Origin of the sequence: Cupriavidus sp. a3 (assembly GCF_051015765.1) — a bacterium.
GTDB classification, from domain to species: Bacteria; Pseudomonadota; Gammaproteobacteria; order Burkholderiales; family Burkholderiaceae; genus Cupriavidus; species Cupriavidus oxalaticus_A.
Genome location: NZ_CP170643.1, coordinates 685,412 through 701,354, shown reverse-complemented (window position 1 = coordinate 701,354; position 15,943 = coordinate 685,412). Strand labels below are relative to the sequence as shown.

The 15,943-nt window shown below is 67.8% G+C and carries 17 protein-coding genes; 13 read left to right on the top strand and 4 right to left on the bottom strand.

Translation table 11 applies throughout. The features are described from left to right. Window positions 1–54: 54 nt before the first annotated feature. Window positions 55–609 carry a cob(I)yrinic acid a,c-diamide adenosyltransferase gene (locus ACAD63_RS03330; protein ID WP_434033417.1) on the bottom strand — a complete coding sequence of 185 codons (555 nt, stop codon included), beginning with the start codon at window positions 607–609 and terminating at the stop codon, window positions 55–57. A gap of 282 nt (window positions 610–891) precedes the next feature. Here ACAD63_RS03330 and ACAD63_RS03325 point away from each other — a divergent pair, with 282 nt between their 5' ends. The 11 genes from ACAD63_RS03325 (at window position 892) to ACAD63_RS03275 (ending at window position 11,262) form a co-directional block, all read left to right on the top strand. Next, entirely contained in the window at window positions 892–2,322 is a 1,431-nt protein-coding gene (locus tag ACAD63_RS03325; protein WP_434033416.1) for an FAD-binding oxidoreductase, read from the top strand. 10 nt (window positions 2,323–2,332) lie between these two features. Further along, on the top strand, window positions 2,333–3,223 hold the full coding sequence (locus ACAD63_RS03320) for a LysR substrate-binding domain-containing protein (protein WP_022536516.1): 891 nt from the start codon (window positions 2,333–2,335) through the stop codon (window positions 3,221–3,223). Between the two features lie 21 nt (window positions 3,224–3,244). Further along, entirely contained in the window at window positions 3,245–3,760 is a 516-nt protein-coding gene (locus ACAD63_RS03315; RefSeq protein WP_135706305.1) for a GNAT family N-acetyltransferase, read from the top strand. Window positions 3,761–3,978: 218 nt separating this feature from the next. Beyond that, a complete protein-coding gene (locus ACAD63_RS03310) occupies window positions 3,979–5,502 on the top strand; it encodes an FAD-linked oxidase C-terminal domain-containing protein (RefSeq protein WP_135705893.1) in 1,524 nt (507 codons plus the stop codon). A gap of 10 nt (window positions 5,503–5,512) precedes the next feature. After that, a complete protein-coding gene (locus ACAD63_RS03305; RefSeq protein ID WP_135705894.1) occupies window positions 5,513–6,439 on the top strand; it encodes an ion transporter in 927 nt (308 codons plus the stop codon). Between the two features lie 50 nt (window positions 6,440–6,489). Next, window positions 6,490–7,593, top strand: coding sequence for a glycolate oxidase subunit GlcE (glcE, locus tag ACAD63_RS03300; protein WP_434033415.1), 1,104 nt, complete (start codon window positions 6,490–6,492; stop codon window positions 7,591–7,593). A 49-nt stretch (window positions 7,594–7,642) separates the two neighbouring features. Continuing rightward, window positions 7,643–8,896, top strand: coding sequence for a glycolate oxidase subunit GlcF (glcF, locus tag ACAD63_RS03295; RefSeq protein ID WP_135705895.1), 1,254 nt, complete (start codon window positions 7,643–7,645; stop codon window positions 8,894–8,896). 85 nt (window positions 8,897–8,981) lie between these two features. Beyond that, a complete protein-coding gene (locus ACAD63_RS03290) occupies window positions 8,982–9,359 on the top strand; it encodes a CidA/LrgA family protein (protein WP_434033414.1) in 378 nt (125 codons plus the stop codon). Beyond that, entirely contained in the window at window positions 9,356–10,081 is a 726-nt protein-coding gene (locus tag ACAD63_RS03285; RefSeq protein WP_116318081.1) for an LrgB family protein, read from the top strand. Before ACAD63_RS03290 ends, ACAD63_RS03285 begins: the two co-directional genes overlap by 4 nt. A gap of 85 nt (window positions 10,082–10,166) precedes the next feature. Beyond that, the gene (locus tag ACAD63_RS03280) at window positions 10,167–10,538 is read left to right on the top strand and encodes a VOC family protein (RefSeq protein ID WP_205751636.1); all 372 of its coding nucleotides are present in this window, start codon (window positions 10,167–10,169) and stop codon (window positions 10,536–10,538) included. A 34-nt stretch (window positions 10,539–10,572) separates the two neighbouring features. Next, window positions 10,573–11,262: a helix-turn-helix transcriptional regulator gene (locus ACAD63_RS03275; protein ID WP_135705897.1), complete on the top strand. Its 690-nt coding sequence runs from the start codon at window positions 10,573–10,575 to the stop codon at window positions 11,260–11,262. A 1-nt stretch (window position 11,263) separates the two neighbouring features. Here ACAD63_RS03275 and ACAD63_RS03270 read toward each other — a convergent pair whose 3' ends face one another. The 3 genes from ACAD63_RS03270 to ACAD63_RS03260 all read right to left on the bottom strand — a co-directional run bounded on the left by ACAD63_RS03270 (window position 11,264) and on the right by ACAD63_RS03260 (window position 14,086). Then, window positions 11,264–11,758: a glutathione peroxidase gene (locus ACAD63_RS03270; protein WP_135705898.1), complete on the bottom strand. Its 495-nt coding sequence runs from the start codon at window positions 11,756–11,758 to the stop codon at window positions 11,264–11,266. A gap of 75 nt (window positions 11,759–11,833) precedes the next feature. Then, window positions 11,834–12,973 (bottom strand): PilT/PilU family type 4a pilus ATPase, encoded by a 1,140-nt coding sequence (locus tag ACAD63_RS03265; RefSeq protein WP_434033413.1) that lies wholly within the window; start codon window positions 12,971–12,973, stop codon window positions 11,834–11,836. A gap of 69 nt (window positions 12,974–13,042) precedes the next feature. Further along, window positions 13,043–14,086 carry a type IV pilus twitching motility protein PilT gene (locus ACAD63_RS03260; protein ID WP_063240245.1) on the bottom strand — a complete coding sequence of 348 codons (1,044 nt, stop codon included), beginning with the start codon at window positions 14,084–14,086 and terminating at the stop codon, window positions 13,043–13,045. A gap of 65 nt (window positions 14,087–14,151) precedes the next feature. Here ACAD63_RS03260 and ACAD63_RS03255 point away from each other — a divergent pair, with 65 nt between their 5' ends. Both ACAD63_RS03255 and proC read left to right on the top strand, forming a co-directional pair. Next, a complete protein-coding gene (locus ACAD63_RS03255; RefSeq protein ID WP_133092278.1) occupies window positions 14,152–14,841 on the top strand; it encodes a YggS family pyridoxal phosphate-dependent enzyme in 690 nt (229 codons plus the stop codon). A 39-nt stretch (window positions 14,842–14,880) separates the two neighbouring features. Then, window positions 14,881–15,714 (top strand): pyrroline-5-carboxylate reductase, encoded by an 834-nt coding sequence (gene proC, locus ACAD63_RS03250; RefSeq protein ID WP_135705899.1) that lies wholly within the window; start codon window positions 14,881–14,883, stop codon window positions 15,712–15,714. Window positions 15,715–15,943: the final 229 nt, after the last annotated feature.

Sequence of the window (15,943 nt, the reverse complement as noted above, 5' to 3'; positions counted from 1 at the left end):
GACTTAACTTGCCGCCCCGCTTCCTGCCTGGCTTGCTGCGTAACTGGCCGCGACTCAGCCTCCCTGCCGGTCGCGCTGCCACAGAACGTCGGAGCCGCCGCCGGCCCGGTTCAGCACCCGCGCCAGCACGAACATCAGGTCAGACAGCCGGTTCAGGTATTGGCGCGGCGCCTCGTTCAGCGGCTCGGCCGCGCCCAGCGTCACCAGCGCGCGCTCGGCGCGCCGGCACACGGTGCGGCACACGTGGGCCTGGGCCGCGGCGCGGCTGCCGCCGGGCAGGATGAATTCGGCCAGCCGCGGCAGGTTGGCGTTGTAGTCCGCCAGCCAGGTGTCGAGCTGCGCCACCTGCTCGGGCTTGAGCAGGGTGTAGCCGGGGATGGAAAGCTCGCCGCCCAGGTCGAACAGGTCATGCTGGATATGCAGCAGCGCGGCGCGCACGTCGTCGGGAAGCGTCTCGGTCAGCAGCACGCCGACGTGGCAGTTCAGTTCGTCGACGTCGCCGATGGCGGCGATGCGCAGGCTGTCCTTGCCGGTGCGGGTGCCGTCGCCCAGGCCGGTGGTGCCGGCATCGCCGGTGCGGGTGGCAATCTTGGACAGGCGGTTGCCCATGCCGGTCTCCTCTTGGCTGGTAAGCGTGTGGGGGGAAATGGGGCATTATCGCGCCGGAGCGCAGGGATGCGCCATGCGCGCGAGGGGCTGCCCCCGCTTCCGCCCGCTTGTGCGGCTATCGGCCAGCCCGGCGCCGGCCAAGGGTGCATGAGCCGCCGCGCGGCGTAGAATGCCGTTATTCGTCCATTCGCCAACCGGGTCGCGCCCCGCCTGCCTTTCCGGACCACAAAACCGGAACGCCACCGCCGGCAACCTCGCCGCGCCGACCCGCCGGAGACCCGCATGAACCACCCCACGCCGCCCGCCGCGCTCGAACGCCGCCCCCTGCCGCCCGCCTTCAGCGACGCCCTCGCGGCGCGCTTCGGCGAGCGCTTCACCACCTCGGCCGGCGTGCGCGAGCACCATGGGCACGATGAATCGCCGTTCCCGCCGGCCGCGCCGGATGCGGTCGTGTTCGCCCACAGCACCGACGAAGTCGCCGAGGTGGCGCGCCTGTGCAACCACCACGGCGTGCCGCTGATTCCCTACGGCGCCGGCTCGTCGCTGGAAGGGCACCTGCTGGCCGTCGCCGGCGGCGTCAGCCTCGACCTGTCGCAGATGAACCGCGTGCTGGCGGTGCAGCCCGAGGACCTGACCGTGACCGTGCAGCCCGGTGTCACGCGCAAGCAGCTGAACCAGGAAATCAAGGACACCGGCCTGTTCTTCCCGATCGACCCGGGCGCGGACGCGTCGCTGGGCGGCATGTGCGCGACGCGCGCCTCCGGGACCAACGCGGTGCGCTACGGCACCATGCGCGAGAACGTGCTGGCGCTGACCGTGGTAACCGCCGATGGCCGCGTGATCCGCACCGGCACGCACGCGCGCAAGTCGTCGGCCGGCTATGACCTGACCCGCCTCTTCATCGGCAGCGAAGGCACGCTCGGCATCATCACGGAGGTCACGGTGCGGCTCTACCCGCAGCCGGAGGCGATCTCGGCCGCGGTGTGCGCCTTCCCCAGCATGGGCAGCGCGGTGCAGGCCGTGATCCAGACCATTCAGCTTGGCGTGCCGGTGGCGCGTGTTGAATTCGTCGATGCGCTGGCGATCCGCGCCATCAACCGCCACGACAACCTGACGCTGCCGGAGACGCCGCACCTGTTCTTCGAATTCCACGGCACCGAGGCCGGCGTGCGCGAGCAGGCCGAGACCGTGCAGCAGATCACCGCCGAGCACGGCGGCCAGGGCTTCGAGTGGGCCACGCGCCCCGAGGACCGCAGCCGGCTGTGGAACGCGCGCCATACCGCGTACTTTGCGATGCTGCAGCTCAAGCCCGGCTGCAAGTCGGTCACCACCGACGTGTGCGTGCCGATCTCGCGCCTGGCCGAGTGCGTGACTGAAACCGAAAAGGACCTCAACGCCTCCGCCCTGCCCTGCCCGATCGTCGGCCACGTCGGCGACGGCAATTTCCACGTGGCGATCCTGGTCGACCCGGACAAGCCGGAGGAAATGGCCGAGGCCGAGGCCATCAACCAGCGCATCGTCGAACGCGCGCTGGCGATGGGCGGCACCTGCACCGGCGAGCACGGCGTGGGGCTGCACAAGCAGCGCTTCCTGGTGAAGGAGCACGGCGAGGATGCGCTCGACCTGATGCGCGTGATCAAGGACGCGCTCGATCCCAACCATATCCTCAACCCGGGCAAGATCTTCAGTGCCACGCGCGGCGGCGCGCACTGAACCGGCCGGCATGGCTTCCATGTTCAACCGCGTCCCGCCGCTGCACCTGCTGATCGCCTTCGAGGCCGCCGCGCGGCTGGGCAGCTTCGCGCGCGCGGCCGAGGAGCTGTCGGTCACGCCCAGCGCCGTATCGCACCGCATCAAGAACCTCGAGGAGCTGTGGGGCGAAGACCTGTTCGTGCGCGCCAACGCCGCGCTGCGGCTGACCGCGGCCGGCACGCGCTACCTGCGCAACGTGCAGGACGCGCTCAAGTCGCTGAACGAGCTGGCGCGGCCCGAGTACAACAAGCTGCGCACGCGGCTGCGCGTGGCGATCCCGCCGACGTTCGGGCGCCAGCACCTGGTGCCGCGGCTGCCCGAGTTCGGCGCGCTGTACCCGCATATCGACCTGGAACTGCACCTGGCGATCCCGTTCCTCGACGTCAAGGCCGAGGACACCGACGTCGAGATCCGCTACGGCACCGGCCGCTACCCCGACCTGAAGACCACGAAATTGCTGGTCGAACCGGTGTTCCCGGCATGCGGGCGCGAATACTACGAGCGCGTCAACGGCCGCGCCATCACCAAACCCGAGCACCTTCATGGCCTGGTGCTTTTGCGCAGCCCGCTGGAGCCGTGGAAGCCGTGGTTCGAGACCGCCGGACTGGACTGGCCCGAGCCGCAGACCGGGCCGCAGTTCAACGACATCGGCCTGATGCTGGAAGCGATCGCATCCAACCAGGGCGTGGCGCTGGTGCGCCAGCGCATGGCGCGGCACTGGCTGTCGCTGGGGCAGATGGTGCGGCTGCTCGATATCGAGTCGGTATCGCCGCACGGCTATTACATCGTCGAGCGCGAGCAGGCGCCGCTGAAGCCCGAGGCACGCTATTTCGTCGACTGGCTGCTAAGCCTGGACTGGTAGGAGACCGCACGTATGCAGAACCTGGAGATCCGGCTGCTGACCCCCGCCGATGCCGAAGCCTTCCATGCGCTGCGCCTGCAGGGCCTGGCCGAGGCGCCGGAAGCCTTTGCCGCCAGCCTGGAAGAAGAACGGGACCTGTCGCCGGAAGTGGTGGCGCAGCGCCTCGCGCCGAGCGCCGACAAGGCCGTATACGGCGCCTTCGACGGCACCGCACTGGCCGGCGTGGTCGGCATCATGCGCGAGCCGCGCCGCAAGCACTGGCACAAGGCATCGATCTTCGGCATGTATGTGGCGCCGGGCTGGCGCGACAGGAAGCTCGGGCGCGCGCTGATGGAGCGCGTGCTGGAGCAGGCCGCCGCCATGGAAGGCGTGCGCCAGGTGATCCTGTGCGTCAATGCCGGCAGCGCCGGTGCGGTGCGGCTGTACGAATCGCTTGGCTTCGAGCGTTTCGGCCTGGAGCCCGACGCGCTGTATGTCGCGCCGCACTTCTACGACAAGCTCGACATGGTGCTGCGGCTGCCGGCCCCGGCACGCTGAGGCGGGGGCGCCGCATTTCCTGCACTCGCCGGCCGGTGCTACGCTGAAACCGGGGCCGGTGCCTGCCTGGCCATGATGAGCATTTTTGATCGGCTTGCCATGCGGAATTCACGTGCCTGGTGGTGCCCGCGGCATGAGGGCTGCGCTATAGTCAGCCGTCCCGTCAGCCGTCCCCACGGCGGGCCGCCCGCCGGCCCGACCAGAGTCCAGGAGTCGCCATGAATGCCCCGCACGAAGCCCGCACCCTCGCCACCGAAGGCACCGCAGGCGCGCAGGCCACCGCCGAAGGCCGCCGCAATGCGCTGCTAGCCGGCCTGGCGCAGATCCTGCCGGACGCCGCGCTGCTGTCCAGGCCGGAGGACACCGTGCCCTACGAGTGCGACGGCCTCGCCGCGTACCGCCAGGTGCCGATGGCCGTGGCCCTGCCCGACACCGAGGAACAGGTCTGCGCAATCCTCCGCCTGTGCCACAAGCTGGGCGTGCCGGTGGTGCCGCGCGGCGCCGGCACCAGCCTGTCCGGCGGCGCCATGCCGATCGCCGAGGGCCTGGTGCTGTCGCTGGCAAAGTTCAAGCGCATCCTGTCGGTCGACCCGTATTCGCGCACCGCGGTGGTCCAGCCCGGCGTGCGCAACCTGGCCATCTCCGATGCCGCCGCGCCCCACAACCTCTACTACGCGCCCGATCCCTCCTCGCAGATCGCCTGCACCATAGGCGGCAACGTCAGCGAGAACTCCGGCGGCGTGCATTGCCTGAAGTACGGCCTGACCGTGCACAACGTGCTGCGCGTGCGCGCCGTGACCATGGAAGGCGAGGTGGTGGTGTTCGGTTCGGATGCGCCCGATTCGCCCGGCCTGGACCTGCTGGCCGCGGTGATCGGCTCCGAAGGCATGCTGGCCGTGGTCACCGAGGTGACCGTGCGCCTGATCCCCAAGCCGCAGCTGGCGCAAGTCATCATGGCGTGCTTCGACGACGTCGAGAAAGGCGGCAATGCGGTGGCCGACGTGATCGCCGCCGGCATCATCCCGGCCGGGCTGGAGATGATGGACAAGCCCGCCACCGCCGCGGTGGAAGAGTTCGTGCACGCCGGCTATGACCTCGATGCCGCCGCCATCCTGCTGTGCGAATCCGATGGCACGCCCGAGGAAGTGGCGGAAGAGATCGAGCGCATGAGCGCGGTGCTGAAGGCGTCGGGCTGCACCCGCATCGTGGTCTCGCAGAACGAAGCCGAGCGCCTGCGCTTCTGGAGCGGGCGCAAGAATGCCTTCCCCGCCGCGGGCCGCATTTCGCCGGACTATTACTGCATGGACGGCACCATCCCGCGCAAGCACATCGGCACGCTGCTGCGCCGCATCGAAGAGATGGAGCGCAAGTACGGCCTGCGCTGCATCAACGTGTTCCATGCCGGCGATGGCAACATGCACCCGCTGATCCTGTTCGATGGCTCGGACCAGGACGAATGGCACCGTGCCGAGCTGTTCGGCGCCGACATCCTGGAAGCGTGCGTCGAGCTCGGCGGCACCGTCACCGGCGAGCATGGCGTGGGCGTGGAGAAGCTCAACTCGATGTGCGTGCAGTTCTCGCCCAGCGAGCGCGAGGCGTTCTTCGGCGTCAAGGCAGCCTTCGACCCGGCCCGCCTGCTGAACCCCGACAAGGCCATCCCCACGCTGGCGCGCTGCGCGGAATACGGCAAGATGCACGTCAGGAAGGGACTGCTGCCGCATCCGGACCTGCCGCGCTTCTGAAGCCCGCGCCATGGCCAACGAACGCCGACGCCAGTACCAGGAAGCGGTGGTCCGCCAGCGCCTGGGCCAGCCCGAGACCGGCTGGCGCCAGCGCTGGTACACCATCATCTTCGAGGCCGACACGCGCGAAGGGCGCATTTTCGACGTCGCGCTGCTGATCGCGATCGTCGCCAGCGTAATGGTGGTGATGCTCGACAGCCTGCCCGCCGTCCATGACCGGCTCGGCACGCTGTTCACCGTGCTGGAGTGGGGCTTCACGCTGATCTTCACGGCCGAGTACGTGATGCGCATCCTCGTGGTGCGCAGGCCATGGCGCTATGTCTTCAGCTTCTACGGCATCATCGACTTCATTTCGATCATGCCGACGTGGCTCGCGTTCTTCGTGCCGGAACTGCACTTCCTGATCGACGTGCGCCTGCTGCGGCTGTTGCGCGTTTTCCGGATCCTCAAGCTGACGGTGTATTTCGAGGAAGCGGAGATCCTGTACAACGCGCTGATCAACAGCCGGCGCAAGATCTTCGTGTTCCTGGGCACGGTGTTCATCATCACCGTGATCCTGGGCACGGTGATGTATGTGGTCGAAGGTCCCGAGCACGGTTTCCACAGCATTCCGCTCGCCATGTACTGGGCGGTGGTCACGCTCACCACCACCGGCTTCGGCGACATGGTGCCGAAGACGCCGCTGGGCCAGTTCATCACCTCGCTGACGATCCTGCTGGGCTACGGCATCATCGCCTTCCCCACCGGCATCGTCGGCGCCGAGCTGGCCGCAAGCATCCTGAAGAAGCCGCTGACCACGCGCACCTGCACCCATTGCCTGACCGAGGGCCACGAGCCCGACGCGATGTACTGCAAGCACTGCGGCAGCGCGCTGCCGGATTACCAGAACGACAGGCCTGAAGTCCCCGGCGGCCGCGACGGCAAGCCCGGATCCTGAGCCGCGACGGAAACAATCTCCTCCTCATCAGCCACGCACCACCCACGCATATGCAAGCCACCCTCGACGCCTTCCGCGACGCCGTCAGGCAAGCCACCGAAACCCGCACGCCGCTGCGGCTGCGCGGTGGCGGCAGCAAGGACTTCTACGGCCAGGCACCTGAAGGCCAGGTGCTGGACACGCGCGCCTACGCCGGCATCGTCGACTACGACCCGGCCGAGCTGGTGATCACGGCGCGCTGCGGCACGCCGCTGGCGGAAGTCGAAGCCGCGCTGGCCGGGAAGCGCCAGGTGCTGGCCTTCGAGCCGCCCCACTTCGCGCTGCCCGGCCAGGCCAGCGCGGCCACGCTGGGCGGCGCGGTGGCCGCCGGCTTGTCAGGCCCGCGCCGGCAGTCGGTCGGCGCGCTGCGCGACTTCGTGCTGGGGGCGCAGCTGATGGACGGCAAGGGCGAGGTGATGAACTTCGGCGGCCAGGTGATGAAGAACGTGGCCGGCTACGATGTCTCGCGGCTGCTGGCGGGCTCGCTGGGCACGCTCGGGCTGGTGCTGGAAGTGTCGCTCAAGGTGCTGCCCGCGCCGTTCGACGAAGCCACGCTGCGCTTCGAGCTGGCGCAGGTCGATGCGATCCGGCAGCTGAACCAGTGGGGCGGCCAGCCGCTGCCGCTGGCCGCGTCAGCCTGGCATGACGGCGTGCTGCACGTGCGCCTGGCAGGCGCCACCGCGGCGGTGCGCGCCGCATGCGCACGACTGGGTGGCGAGCGTGTCGATGCCGCCGTGGCCACCGCGCTGTGGCAATCGCTGCGCGAGCAGACCCATGCCTTCTTCGCGCCGGCGCACGCGGGCCGCGCGCTGTGGCGCCTGGCGGTGCCGCCGGTCGCCGCGCCGCTGGACCTGCCGGGCCAGCAACTGGTGGAATGGGGCGGCGGCCAGCGCTGGTGGCTGCCCGCCGATGGCGCCACCAGGACCGATGCCGAAAGCGTGCGCGCCGTGGCCCAGGCCGCCGGCGGCCATGCCACGCTGTTCCGCAACGGCGACAAGTCGGTGGGCGTGTTCACGCCGCTGGCCTCGCCGCTGGCGGCAATCCACCGCCGCCTGAAGGCGACCTTCGACCCGGCCGGCATCTTCAATCCGCAGCGCATGTATCCCGGACTCTGATCCGGACCACCCAAGCGTTCCCACGCCCAGGCAAAGACCTCCCCACACCATGCAAACGACCCTGGCCGATTTTCTCCGCAACACGCCCGAAGGCGAGGAAGCCAAATCCATCGTCGGCAAATGCGTGCATTGCGGCTTCTGCACCGCCACGTGCCCGACGTATCAACTGCTCGGCGACGAACTCGACGGGCCGCGCGGGCGCATCTACCTGATGAAGCAGGTGCTGGAAGGCAATGCCATCACCGAAAGCACGCGCCTGCACCTGGACCGCTGCCTGACCTGCCGCAACTGCGAGTCGACCTGCCCGTCGGGCGTGCGCTACGGGCGCCTGGTCGACATCGGCCGCAAGGTGGTCGACGACAAGCTCGAAGCCGAAGGCATCCAGCGCCCCGCCGGCCAGCGCATGGCGCGCTGGGTGCTGCGCGAGGGGCTGACGCGCCCGAAGCTGTTCAGCACCGCGCTGCGGCTTGGCCAGATGGTGCGGCCGATGCTGCCGGGCGCGCTGCGCAACAAGGTGCCGGCGCTGTCGCAAGCCGCCGAAGCCGGCACCTGGCCCCGCAATGTCCACGCACGCAAGATGTTGTTGCTCGACGGTTGCGTGCAGCCGGCGATGTCGCCCAACATCAATGCCGCGACCGCGCGCGTGTTCGACCGTGTCGGCGTGCAACTGGTGGTGGCGCGCGAGGCGGGCTGCTGCGGGGCAATCCGTTTCCACACCGGCGACCACGACGGCGGCCTCGACAATATGCGCCGCAATATCGATGCGTGGTGGCCGCATATCGAAGCCGGCGCCGAGGCTATCGTGATGACCGCCTCCGGCTGCGGCGCGATGGTCAAGGACTACGGGCATTTGCTGCGCAACGATCCAAAGTACGCGGAGCGCGCGCGACGCGTTTCCGCATTGACGCGCGACTTGTCCGAGATCCTGCCGGACTTTGCCGACGACCTGCACGCCCTGGCCGGCGCGGTGCCGCGCGACAGCCGGCGCGTCGCTTACCACCCGCCCTGCACGCTGCAGCACGGCCAGCAGATCCGCGGCAAGGTGGAGGCACTCTTGACCGACCTCGGCGTGGAGGTCAAACTCTGCGCTGACAGCCACCTGTGCTGCGGCTCGGCGGGCACGTATTCAGTGCTGCAGCCGGAACTGGCCTACCGCCTGCGCGACGACAAGCTCGGCAAACTGCAGGCCACGCAGCCCGAAGCCATCGTGTCAGCCAATATCGGCTGCATCACGCACCTGCAAAGCGGTACCGATACGCCGGTAATGCACTGGGTCGAACTGGTCGACCGGATGCTGGGATAACATCCCCCGGCCGGAGCAAGGCCGTGGTTGTCTCCCCTCTCCCGCTTGCGGGAGAGGGGCGAAATGCGCAACCACGACCGCCCCCATGCTCCAGACCTTTGCCATCCTGCTGGTTTTCCAATCCGTCGGGGAGGTGATCAGCTACGCGCTGCGCCTTCCCGTACCCGGCCCCGTGCTCGGCATGATCCTGCTGTTCGGCTGGCTCGTCTTCGACGACCGCCTGTTGCCCATCATCCAGGGCACCACCAGCGAACTGCTCAAGCACCTGTCGCTGCTGTTCGTCCCCGCCGGCGTCGGCATCATGGTGCACGCCAACCGCATCGAAGGCGAATGGATGCCGATCCTGGTGGCGCTGGTGATTTCCACCTGGCTCGCCATCGCCACCACCGCGGTAGTCACGCGCCTGCTGATGCGCAAGCGCACCGGCGCGCCCAACGCCGGTGCGGAGGGAGAGCAGGCATGATGACGCCACGCCTCAACGAGATCTGGGTCTACCTGGCCGCGAGCCCGCTGGTCGGGCTGACCGCCACGCTGCTCGCCTACGTCTTTGCCTTCCGCATCTACGAGAAGTCGCGGTTCTCGCCGCTGGCCAACCCGGTGATGATCGCGGTGGCGCTGCTGGTCACGGTGCTGACCGTCACCGGCACGCCGTACAAGACCTACTTCGACGGCGCGCAGTTCGTGCACTTCCTGCTCGGGCCGGCCACCGTGGCACTGGCGGTGCCGCTGTACATGCAGCTGCCCAAGCTGCGCACCCATGTGTTCCCGCTGCTGGCCGGCCTGGTGGCCGGCTCGGTGGTCGCGGTGGTATCGGCGGTCGGCATCGCCTGGCTGCTGGGTGCCTCGCCCGAGACCGTGCGCTCGCTGGCGCCAAAATCCGTGACCATCCCGATTGCGATGGGCGTGGCCGAGAAGATCGGCGGCCTGCCGTCGCTGACCGCGGTGCTGGTGATGGCAACCGGCATCATCGGCGCGGTCAGCGCCACCAGCCTGCTGAACCTGCTGCGCATCCGCGACTACAGCGTGCGCGGCTTTGCCACCGGCGTGGCTGCGCATGGCATCGGCACCGCGCGCGCGTTCCAGGTGAACCAGGAAGCCGGCGCCTTCGCCGCGCTCGGCATGGGGCTGAACGGCGTGCTGACCGCGATCCTGGTGCCGGTGATGGCGGCGTGGATGCCACACTGACAGCCTCCTGACAGCACGCTGTCAGCAGCCCCCGCGCATGATGCGAGCTCCTCACTCCCCATCAACCGGAACCAAGGAGCCCGTCATGAGCAACCGTCTGATCAACTGGCTGGAGATCCCTGTCGTCGACATGGTCCGCGCCATCGGATTCTACGAACAAGTCTTCGATACCAGGCTGCGCCGCGAGACCATGAGCCAGGTCGACATGGCCGTATTCCCGCACCCCGATCCCGGCGGCGCGCTGGTTGCCGGCGAAGGCTACCGTCCCAGCAACTACTACGGCACGGTGCCCTACCTGCACGCACCCGAGCTGGACGCGCTGCTGGAGCGCGCCGCGCGCGCCGGCGGCAAGACCGTGTTCGGGCCGCTGCGCCTGCCGGGCGAGATCGGCCGCATCGCGCATATCATCGACAGCGAAGGCAACCGCATCGGGCTGCACGAGCCATTTGCCGGATAAGGGAACCTGTGCCACATAAGGGAAGCCGCCACGGATGAGCCGCCGCGCCGATCGCCTCTTCCAGATCGTCCAGGTCCTGCGCGGCCGCCGCCTGACCACGGCGGCGCTGCTGGCGCAGCGGCTCGGCGTGTCGGAGCGCACGGTCTATCGCGATATCCAGGCGCTGTCGCTGTCAGGCGTGCCGGTCGAGGGTGAGGCCGGCATCGGCTACCGGCTGCGCGCCGATTTCGATGTCCCGCCGCTGATGTTCAGTGCCATGGAAGTGGAAGCGCTGGTGGCCGGCCTGCGGCTGCTGAAAGCCTGGGGCGGCGGCGCGCTCGCCGCCGCGGCCGATCCGGCGCTGGAGAAGCTGGTCGCCGCCTTGCCCCCGCCGCGCCGGCTGGCGGCGCAACAAAGCCGCGTGTTCGCACCCGAGTACGTCAACCAGTCGCACGTGCGCGAGGCCTTCGACGTGGTGCACGGCGCGCTGGGCGAGCAGAAGCTGCTGCTGCTCGACTACTGCGACGCGCAGCAGCGCATCACCGAACGCGTGGTGATGCCGCTGGGCCTGTTCTTCTGGGGCAATGCGTGGCTGCTGGCGGCGTGGTGCAGCACGCGCTCGGACTACCGCAGCTTCCGCCTCGACCGCTGCCGCGCCATCCGCATGCTGGACGACCATTTCCATGAAACCCCGGACCGGTCGCTCAACGGCTTCCTGCGCGCGGTGCGCGCCAGCGGCGCGTAGCTCAGGCCGCCGGATCGGACAGCAGCGTCTCGATATCCTTGCGCAGCTCTTCCGGCTTGGTGGTCGGGGCGTAGCGTTCGTACACCGTGCCATCGCGCCGCACCAGGAACTTGGTGAAATTCCACTTGATGCCCTGCGTGCCCAGCACGCCGCGCTTCTCGGTGGTGAGCCAGCGGTACAGCGGATGCGCCTGCTCGCCGTTGACGTCGATCTTGGCGAACATCGGGAAGCTCACGCTGAAGCGCGATTCGCAGAACTGGCCGATCTGCTGCGCATCGCCCGGCTCCTGCTTGCCGAACTGGTTGCACGGGAAGCCCAGCACTTCCAGCCCGCGCTCGCGATACTCCTCATACAGCTTCTGCAGGCCGGCATACTGCGGCGTAAAGCCGCATTCGCTGGCGGTATTGACGACCAGCAGCACCTTGCCGTGGAACTGCGACAGCGGCACGGGTTGCCCCGACAGCGAATTGGCATCGAACTGGTAGATATTGCTCATGGCAGACTCCTGCGGACTGCTTGCTCGTGGCCGAAGCATACGCCCATGCGCGCTGGCGTGCACGGCAGCCGGACTCTAGATCACGTTCAGGTGCTCGGTGCCGGCGCCCAGGTCGGTGTCCTTGGCGCGCGCGCTGTGCAGCTTGATCATCAGGCGCAGGTCATTGAGCGAGTCGGCATTGCGCAGCGCATCCTCATAGGTGATCTTGCCTTCCTCGTACAGGTCGAACAGCGCCTGGTCGAACGAGATCATGCCCTGCTCGCGCGATTTCTTGATGACTTCCTTCAGCTCGTGGATCTCGCCCTTGAAGATCAGGTCGGCCACCAGCGGCGTGCCGATCATGATCTCCACCGCCGGCACGCGGCCCTTGCGCCCGGCGCGCGGCAGCAGCCGCTGCGACACCATCGCCTTCAGGTTCAGCGACAGGTCGATCAGCAACTGCTGGCGCTTTTCCTCGGGGAAGAAGTTGACCACGCGATCGATCGCCTGGTTGGCGTTGTTGGCGTGCAGCGTGGCCAGGCACAGGTGGCCGGTTTCCGCGTACTGCATCGCGTACTCCATGGTCTCGCGGTCGCGGATTTCGCCGATCAGGATCACGTCGGGCGCCTGGCGCAGCGTGTTCTTCAGCGCCACGTGCCAAGACTCGGTATCGATGCCGACCTCGCGCTGCGTGACGACGCAGTTCTGGTGCGCATGCACGTATTCGATCGGGTCCTCGATGGTGATGATGTGGCCGTAGGAATGCGTGTTGCGGTGGTCGAGCATCGCCGCCAGCGTGGTCGACTTGCCCGACCCGGTCGCGCCGGTCACGATCACCAGGCCGCGCTTGGACATCACGATGTCATGCAGCGTCGGGGGCAGGTCCAGGTCCGCCACCGACGGAATCCGCGTATTGATGGTCCGCACCACCATGCCGGCCTTCCCCTGCTGGATAAACGCCGACACCCGGAAGCGCCCCGCCTTGGGCGCGGTGATGGCGAAGTTGCATTCGCGGCTGGTGTCGAAGTCCTGCACCTGCCGCTCGTTCATCACCGAGCGCACCAGGCCCAGCGCCTGCGTCGGGTTCAGCGGCTGCTGCGACACCGGAGTGATCTTGCCGTCGACCTTGATCGCCGGCGGGAAGTCGGCGGTGATGAAGAGGTCCGAGCCGCGGTTGCTGACCATCAGCTCCAGCAGGTCGTTGATGTACTTGGCGGCGGATTCGCGATCGAGCATGGCGGTGTCCTGCAGGAGTGCGGCAGCCGCATGCGTGCGGCGGCCAGGAGGCAAGCGTCGGTGCGGGCCTCAGCCCATGAATGCGTCGGGGTTCTTGGCAATGGCGCGCGCGTCGTTGTAGCTGATGGCGCTGCGCTTGATCAGGTCCGACAGGCACTGGTCCAGCGTCTGCATGCCCAGCCCGCTGCTGGTCTGCATCATCGAGTACATCTGCGCGATCTTGTTCTCGCGGATCAGGTGCCGGATTGCCGGCGTGGCGATCATGATTTCGTGCGCGGCCGTGCGGCCGTTGCCGTCGCGGGTCTTCAGCAGCGTCTGCGAGATCACCGCTTCCAGCGATTCGGACAGCATGGTGCGCACCATGTCCTTTTCTTCCGGCGGGAACACGTCGACCACACGGTCGATGGTCTTGGCCGCGGAACTGGTGTGCAGCGTGCCGAAGACGAGGTGGCCGGTTTCGGCCGCGGTCAGCGCCAGGCGGATGGTTTCCAGGTCGCGCAATTCGCCCACGAGGATGACGTCCGGATCTTCACGCAGCGCCGAGCGCAGCGCGTTGGCGAACGAATGCGTGTGCGGCCCCAGCTCGCGCTGGTTGATCAGGCTTTTCTTGGAGTTGTGGACGAATTCAATCGGGTCTTCCACCGTCAGGATGTGGCCCATGTCGTTTTCGTTGCGATGGTCGACCATCGCCGCCAGCGTGGTGGACTTGCCTGAACCGGTCGGCCCCGTCACCAGCACCAGTCCGCGCGGCTTCATGCACAGGTCGGCGAACACCGCCGGCGCGCGCAGCTCTTCCAGCGTCAGGACCTTGGAGGGAATGGTACGGAACACCGCGGCGGCGCCGCGCTGCGTGTTGTAGGCATTGACCCGGAAGCGCGACAGGCCGGCAATCTCGAACGAGAAGTCGATTTCCAGCCGTTCTTCGTAGAGCTTGCGCTGGGTGTCGCTCATGATGTCGTACACCATGGCGTGGACATCCTTGTGCGCCATCGCCGCGACATTGATCCGGCGCATGTCGCCGTGGATCCGGACCATCGGCGGCATGTCCGATGACAGATGAAGATCGGACGCCTTGTTCTTGACGGCGAAAGCCAATAGCTGCGCGATGTCCATCTATAATGACCCCACCCTGAAATAGTTATCAGTACTTTAAGTACTTCTTATATGTCCGCCGGATTATGTCTGTGATTGCCGCCAACTTGCAAGCCGTGAACCAGCGCATTGCGGCGGCCGCACAACAGGCTGGCAGGCAGCCCGGCGACATCGCCCTGCTGGCCGTTTCCAAGACCGTATCCGCTGACCGCGTACGCGCCGCCGCCGAGGCCGGTCAGTTCGCCTTTGGCGAGAACTATGTCCAGGAAGGGGTGGAGAAAATCGCCGCGCTGGCCGATTTGCGGGGCCGGTTGCAGTGGCATTTCATCGGCCCGCTGCAAAGCAACAAGACGCGACCGGTGGCGGAGCATTTCGACTGGGCGCATGCCATCGACCGGCTCAAGATCGCCGAGCGGCTGTCGGCGCAGCGCCCGGCCGGGATGGCGCCGCTGCAGGTCTGCCTCCAGGTCAATATCAGTGGCGAAGCCAGCAAGAGCGGCGTCGCGCCGGCTGAGGTGCCGGCGCTGGCACAGGCCGTGGCCGCGCTGCCCGGCCTGCGGCTGCGGGGCCTGATGGCGATTCCCGAACCTGAAGACGATCCCGTTGCCCAGCGGCGGCCGTTTGCCGCCATGCGCGCGCTGCTGGGCGGGCTGCGGGAGAACGGCCTGGACCTCGACACGCTATCGATGGGCATGTCGGGCGACATGGAAGCCGCCATCGCCGAGGGCGCCAACCTGGTGCGGATCGGCACCGCGATCTTCGGTGCGCGCGGCTGAGCCGGCGCCAATATCAATCCAGACACTGCAGAGACACCCATGCTCGATACCCTCACCTTCGGCTTTCTCGGCGGCGGCAATATGGCCTCCGCGCTGATCGGCGGCCTGATCGCCCGCGGCGTTCCCGCTGGTTCGATCCGCGTGGTCGATCCTTTCCCGGAGGCGCAGCAGCGCCTGTCGCGCGATCTCGGCGTCCATGCCGCGGGGGCGCCGGATGCGGCATTCGGCGCCAGTGACGTGCTGGTGCTGGCGGTCAAGCCGCAGCAGTTCCGCGAGGCTGCGGCGCAGCTGCTGCCATACCTGCCGGCGGGCGATGGCAACCTGGTGATCAGCGTGGCGGCCGGGATCCGGTTGCAGGACATGCAGCGGTGGCTGGGTGGACGCAACCGGCTGGTGCGGGCGATGCCGAATACGCCGGCACTGGCGGGGATGGGGATGACTGGCCTGGCGGCGGCGGAAGGATTGTCGTCGGCTGACCGGGATGTTGCCAGCGCCGTGGCGCAGGCTGTGGGCAAGTGTGTGTGGGTCGAGAATGATGCGCAGATCGATGGCGTCACCGCCATCTCCGGTAGTGGCCCGGCCTATGTCTTCTATTTCATCGAGGCGATGCAGCGGGCAGCTACTGAGCTGGGACTGAGTGCGGAGCAGGGGCGCGAGCTGGCGGTTGAGACTTTTCGCGGTGCTGCGGCGCTGGCTGGGCAGTCTTCGGAGGCGGTTTCGACGCTGCGGGAACGGGTGACTTCAAAGGGCGGTACGACTTATGCCGCGCTGACGGCAATGGAGGCGGCTGGGATTGGTGATGCTTTCGTGCGCGCGATGCATGCTGCCGCGGCTCGGGGGGCGGAGATGGGGGGGGAGTTTGGGAAGGACTAGTGCTCGTGGGCTTTCGCTGCTGATGACATGCTGTCGGGCGTTTAGGTGTCCGCTGTCGCTTGGTGACATGCTGCGGCCGTTGAAGCGCCTGGTTCCGCCCTCCTGGGCGGGTCACTTTTTGTCCGAGCGACAAAAAGTAACCAAAAAACGTGTCGCCTGAGCGGCTGGCTATCAAGTTATCGGCGTGGGTGGTTCGGGCGGTGGTGATTTCCGTTCGATGTGGCTAGTG

Coding starts and splice junctions, on each gene's coding strand:
- ACAD63_RS03305 (WP_135705894.1), top strand. CDS start 5,513: ATGGCCAACGAACGCCGACGCCAGTACCAGGAAGCGGTGGTCCGCCAG.
- ACAD63_RS03270 (WP_135705898.1), bottom strand. CDS start 11,758: ATGAGCAATATCTACCAGTTCGATGCCAATTCGCTGTCGGGGCAACCC.
- ACAD63_RS03260 (WP_063240245.1), bottom strand. CDS start 14,086: ATGGACATCGCGCAGCTATTGGCTTTCGCCGTCAAGAACAAGGCGTCC.
- ACAD63_RS03310 (WP_135705893.1), top strand. CDS start 3,979: ATGAATGCCCCGCACGAAGCCCGCACCCTCGCCACCGAAGGCACCGCA.
- ACAD63_RS03320 (WP_022536516.1), top strand. CDS start 2,333: ATGGCTTCCATGTTCAACCGCGTCCCGCCGCTGCACCTGCTGATCGCC.
- ACAD63_RS03325 (WP_434033416.1), top strand. CDS start 892: ATGAACCACCCCACGCCGCCCGCCGCGCTCGAACGCCGCCCCCTGCCG.
- ACAD63_RS03255 (WP_133092278.1), top strand. CDS start 14,152: ATGTCTGTGATTGCCGCCAACTTGCAAGCCGTGAACCAGCGCATTGCG.
- proC (WP_135705899.1), top strand. CDS start 14,881: ATGCTCGATACCCTCACCTTCGGCTTTCTCGGCGGCGGCAATATGGCC.
- ACAD63_RS03290 (WP_434033414.1), top strand. CDS start 8,982: ATGCTCCAGACCTTTGCCATCCTGCTGGTTTTCCAATCCGTCGGGGAG.
- glcF (WP_135705895.1), top strand. CDS start 7,643: ATGCAAACGACCCTGGCCGATTTTCTCCGCAACACGCCCGAAGGCGAG.
- ACAD63_RS03275 (WP_135705897.1), top strand. CDS start 10,573: ATGAGCCGCCGCGCCGATCGCCTCTTCCAGATCGTCCAGGTCCTGCGC.
- ACAD63_RS03280 (WP_205751636.1), top strand. CDS start 10,167: ATGAGCAACCGTCTGATCAACTGGCTGGAGATCCCTGTCGTCGACATG.
- ACAD63_RS03330 (WP_434033417.1), bottom strand. CDS start 609: ATGGGCAACCGCCTGTCCAAGATTGCCACCCGCACCGGCGATGCCGGC.
- ACAD63_RS03265 (WP_434033413.1), bottom strand. CDS start 12,973: ATGCTCGATCGCGAATCCGCCGCCAAGTACATCAACGACCTGCTGGAG.
- glcE (WP_434033415.1), top strand. CDS start 6,490: ATGCAAGCCACCCTCGACGCCTTCCGCGACGCCGTCAGGCAAGCCACC.
- ACAD63_RS03285 (WP_116318081.1), top strand. CDS start 9,356: ATGATGACGCCACGCCTCAACGAGATCTGGGTCTACCTGGCCGCGAGC.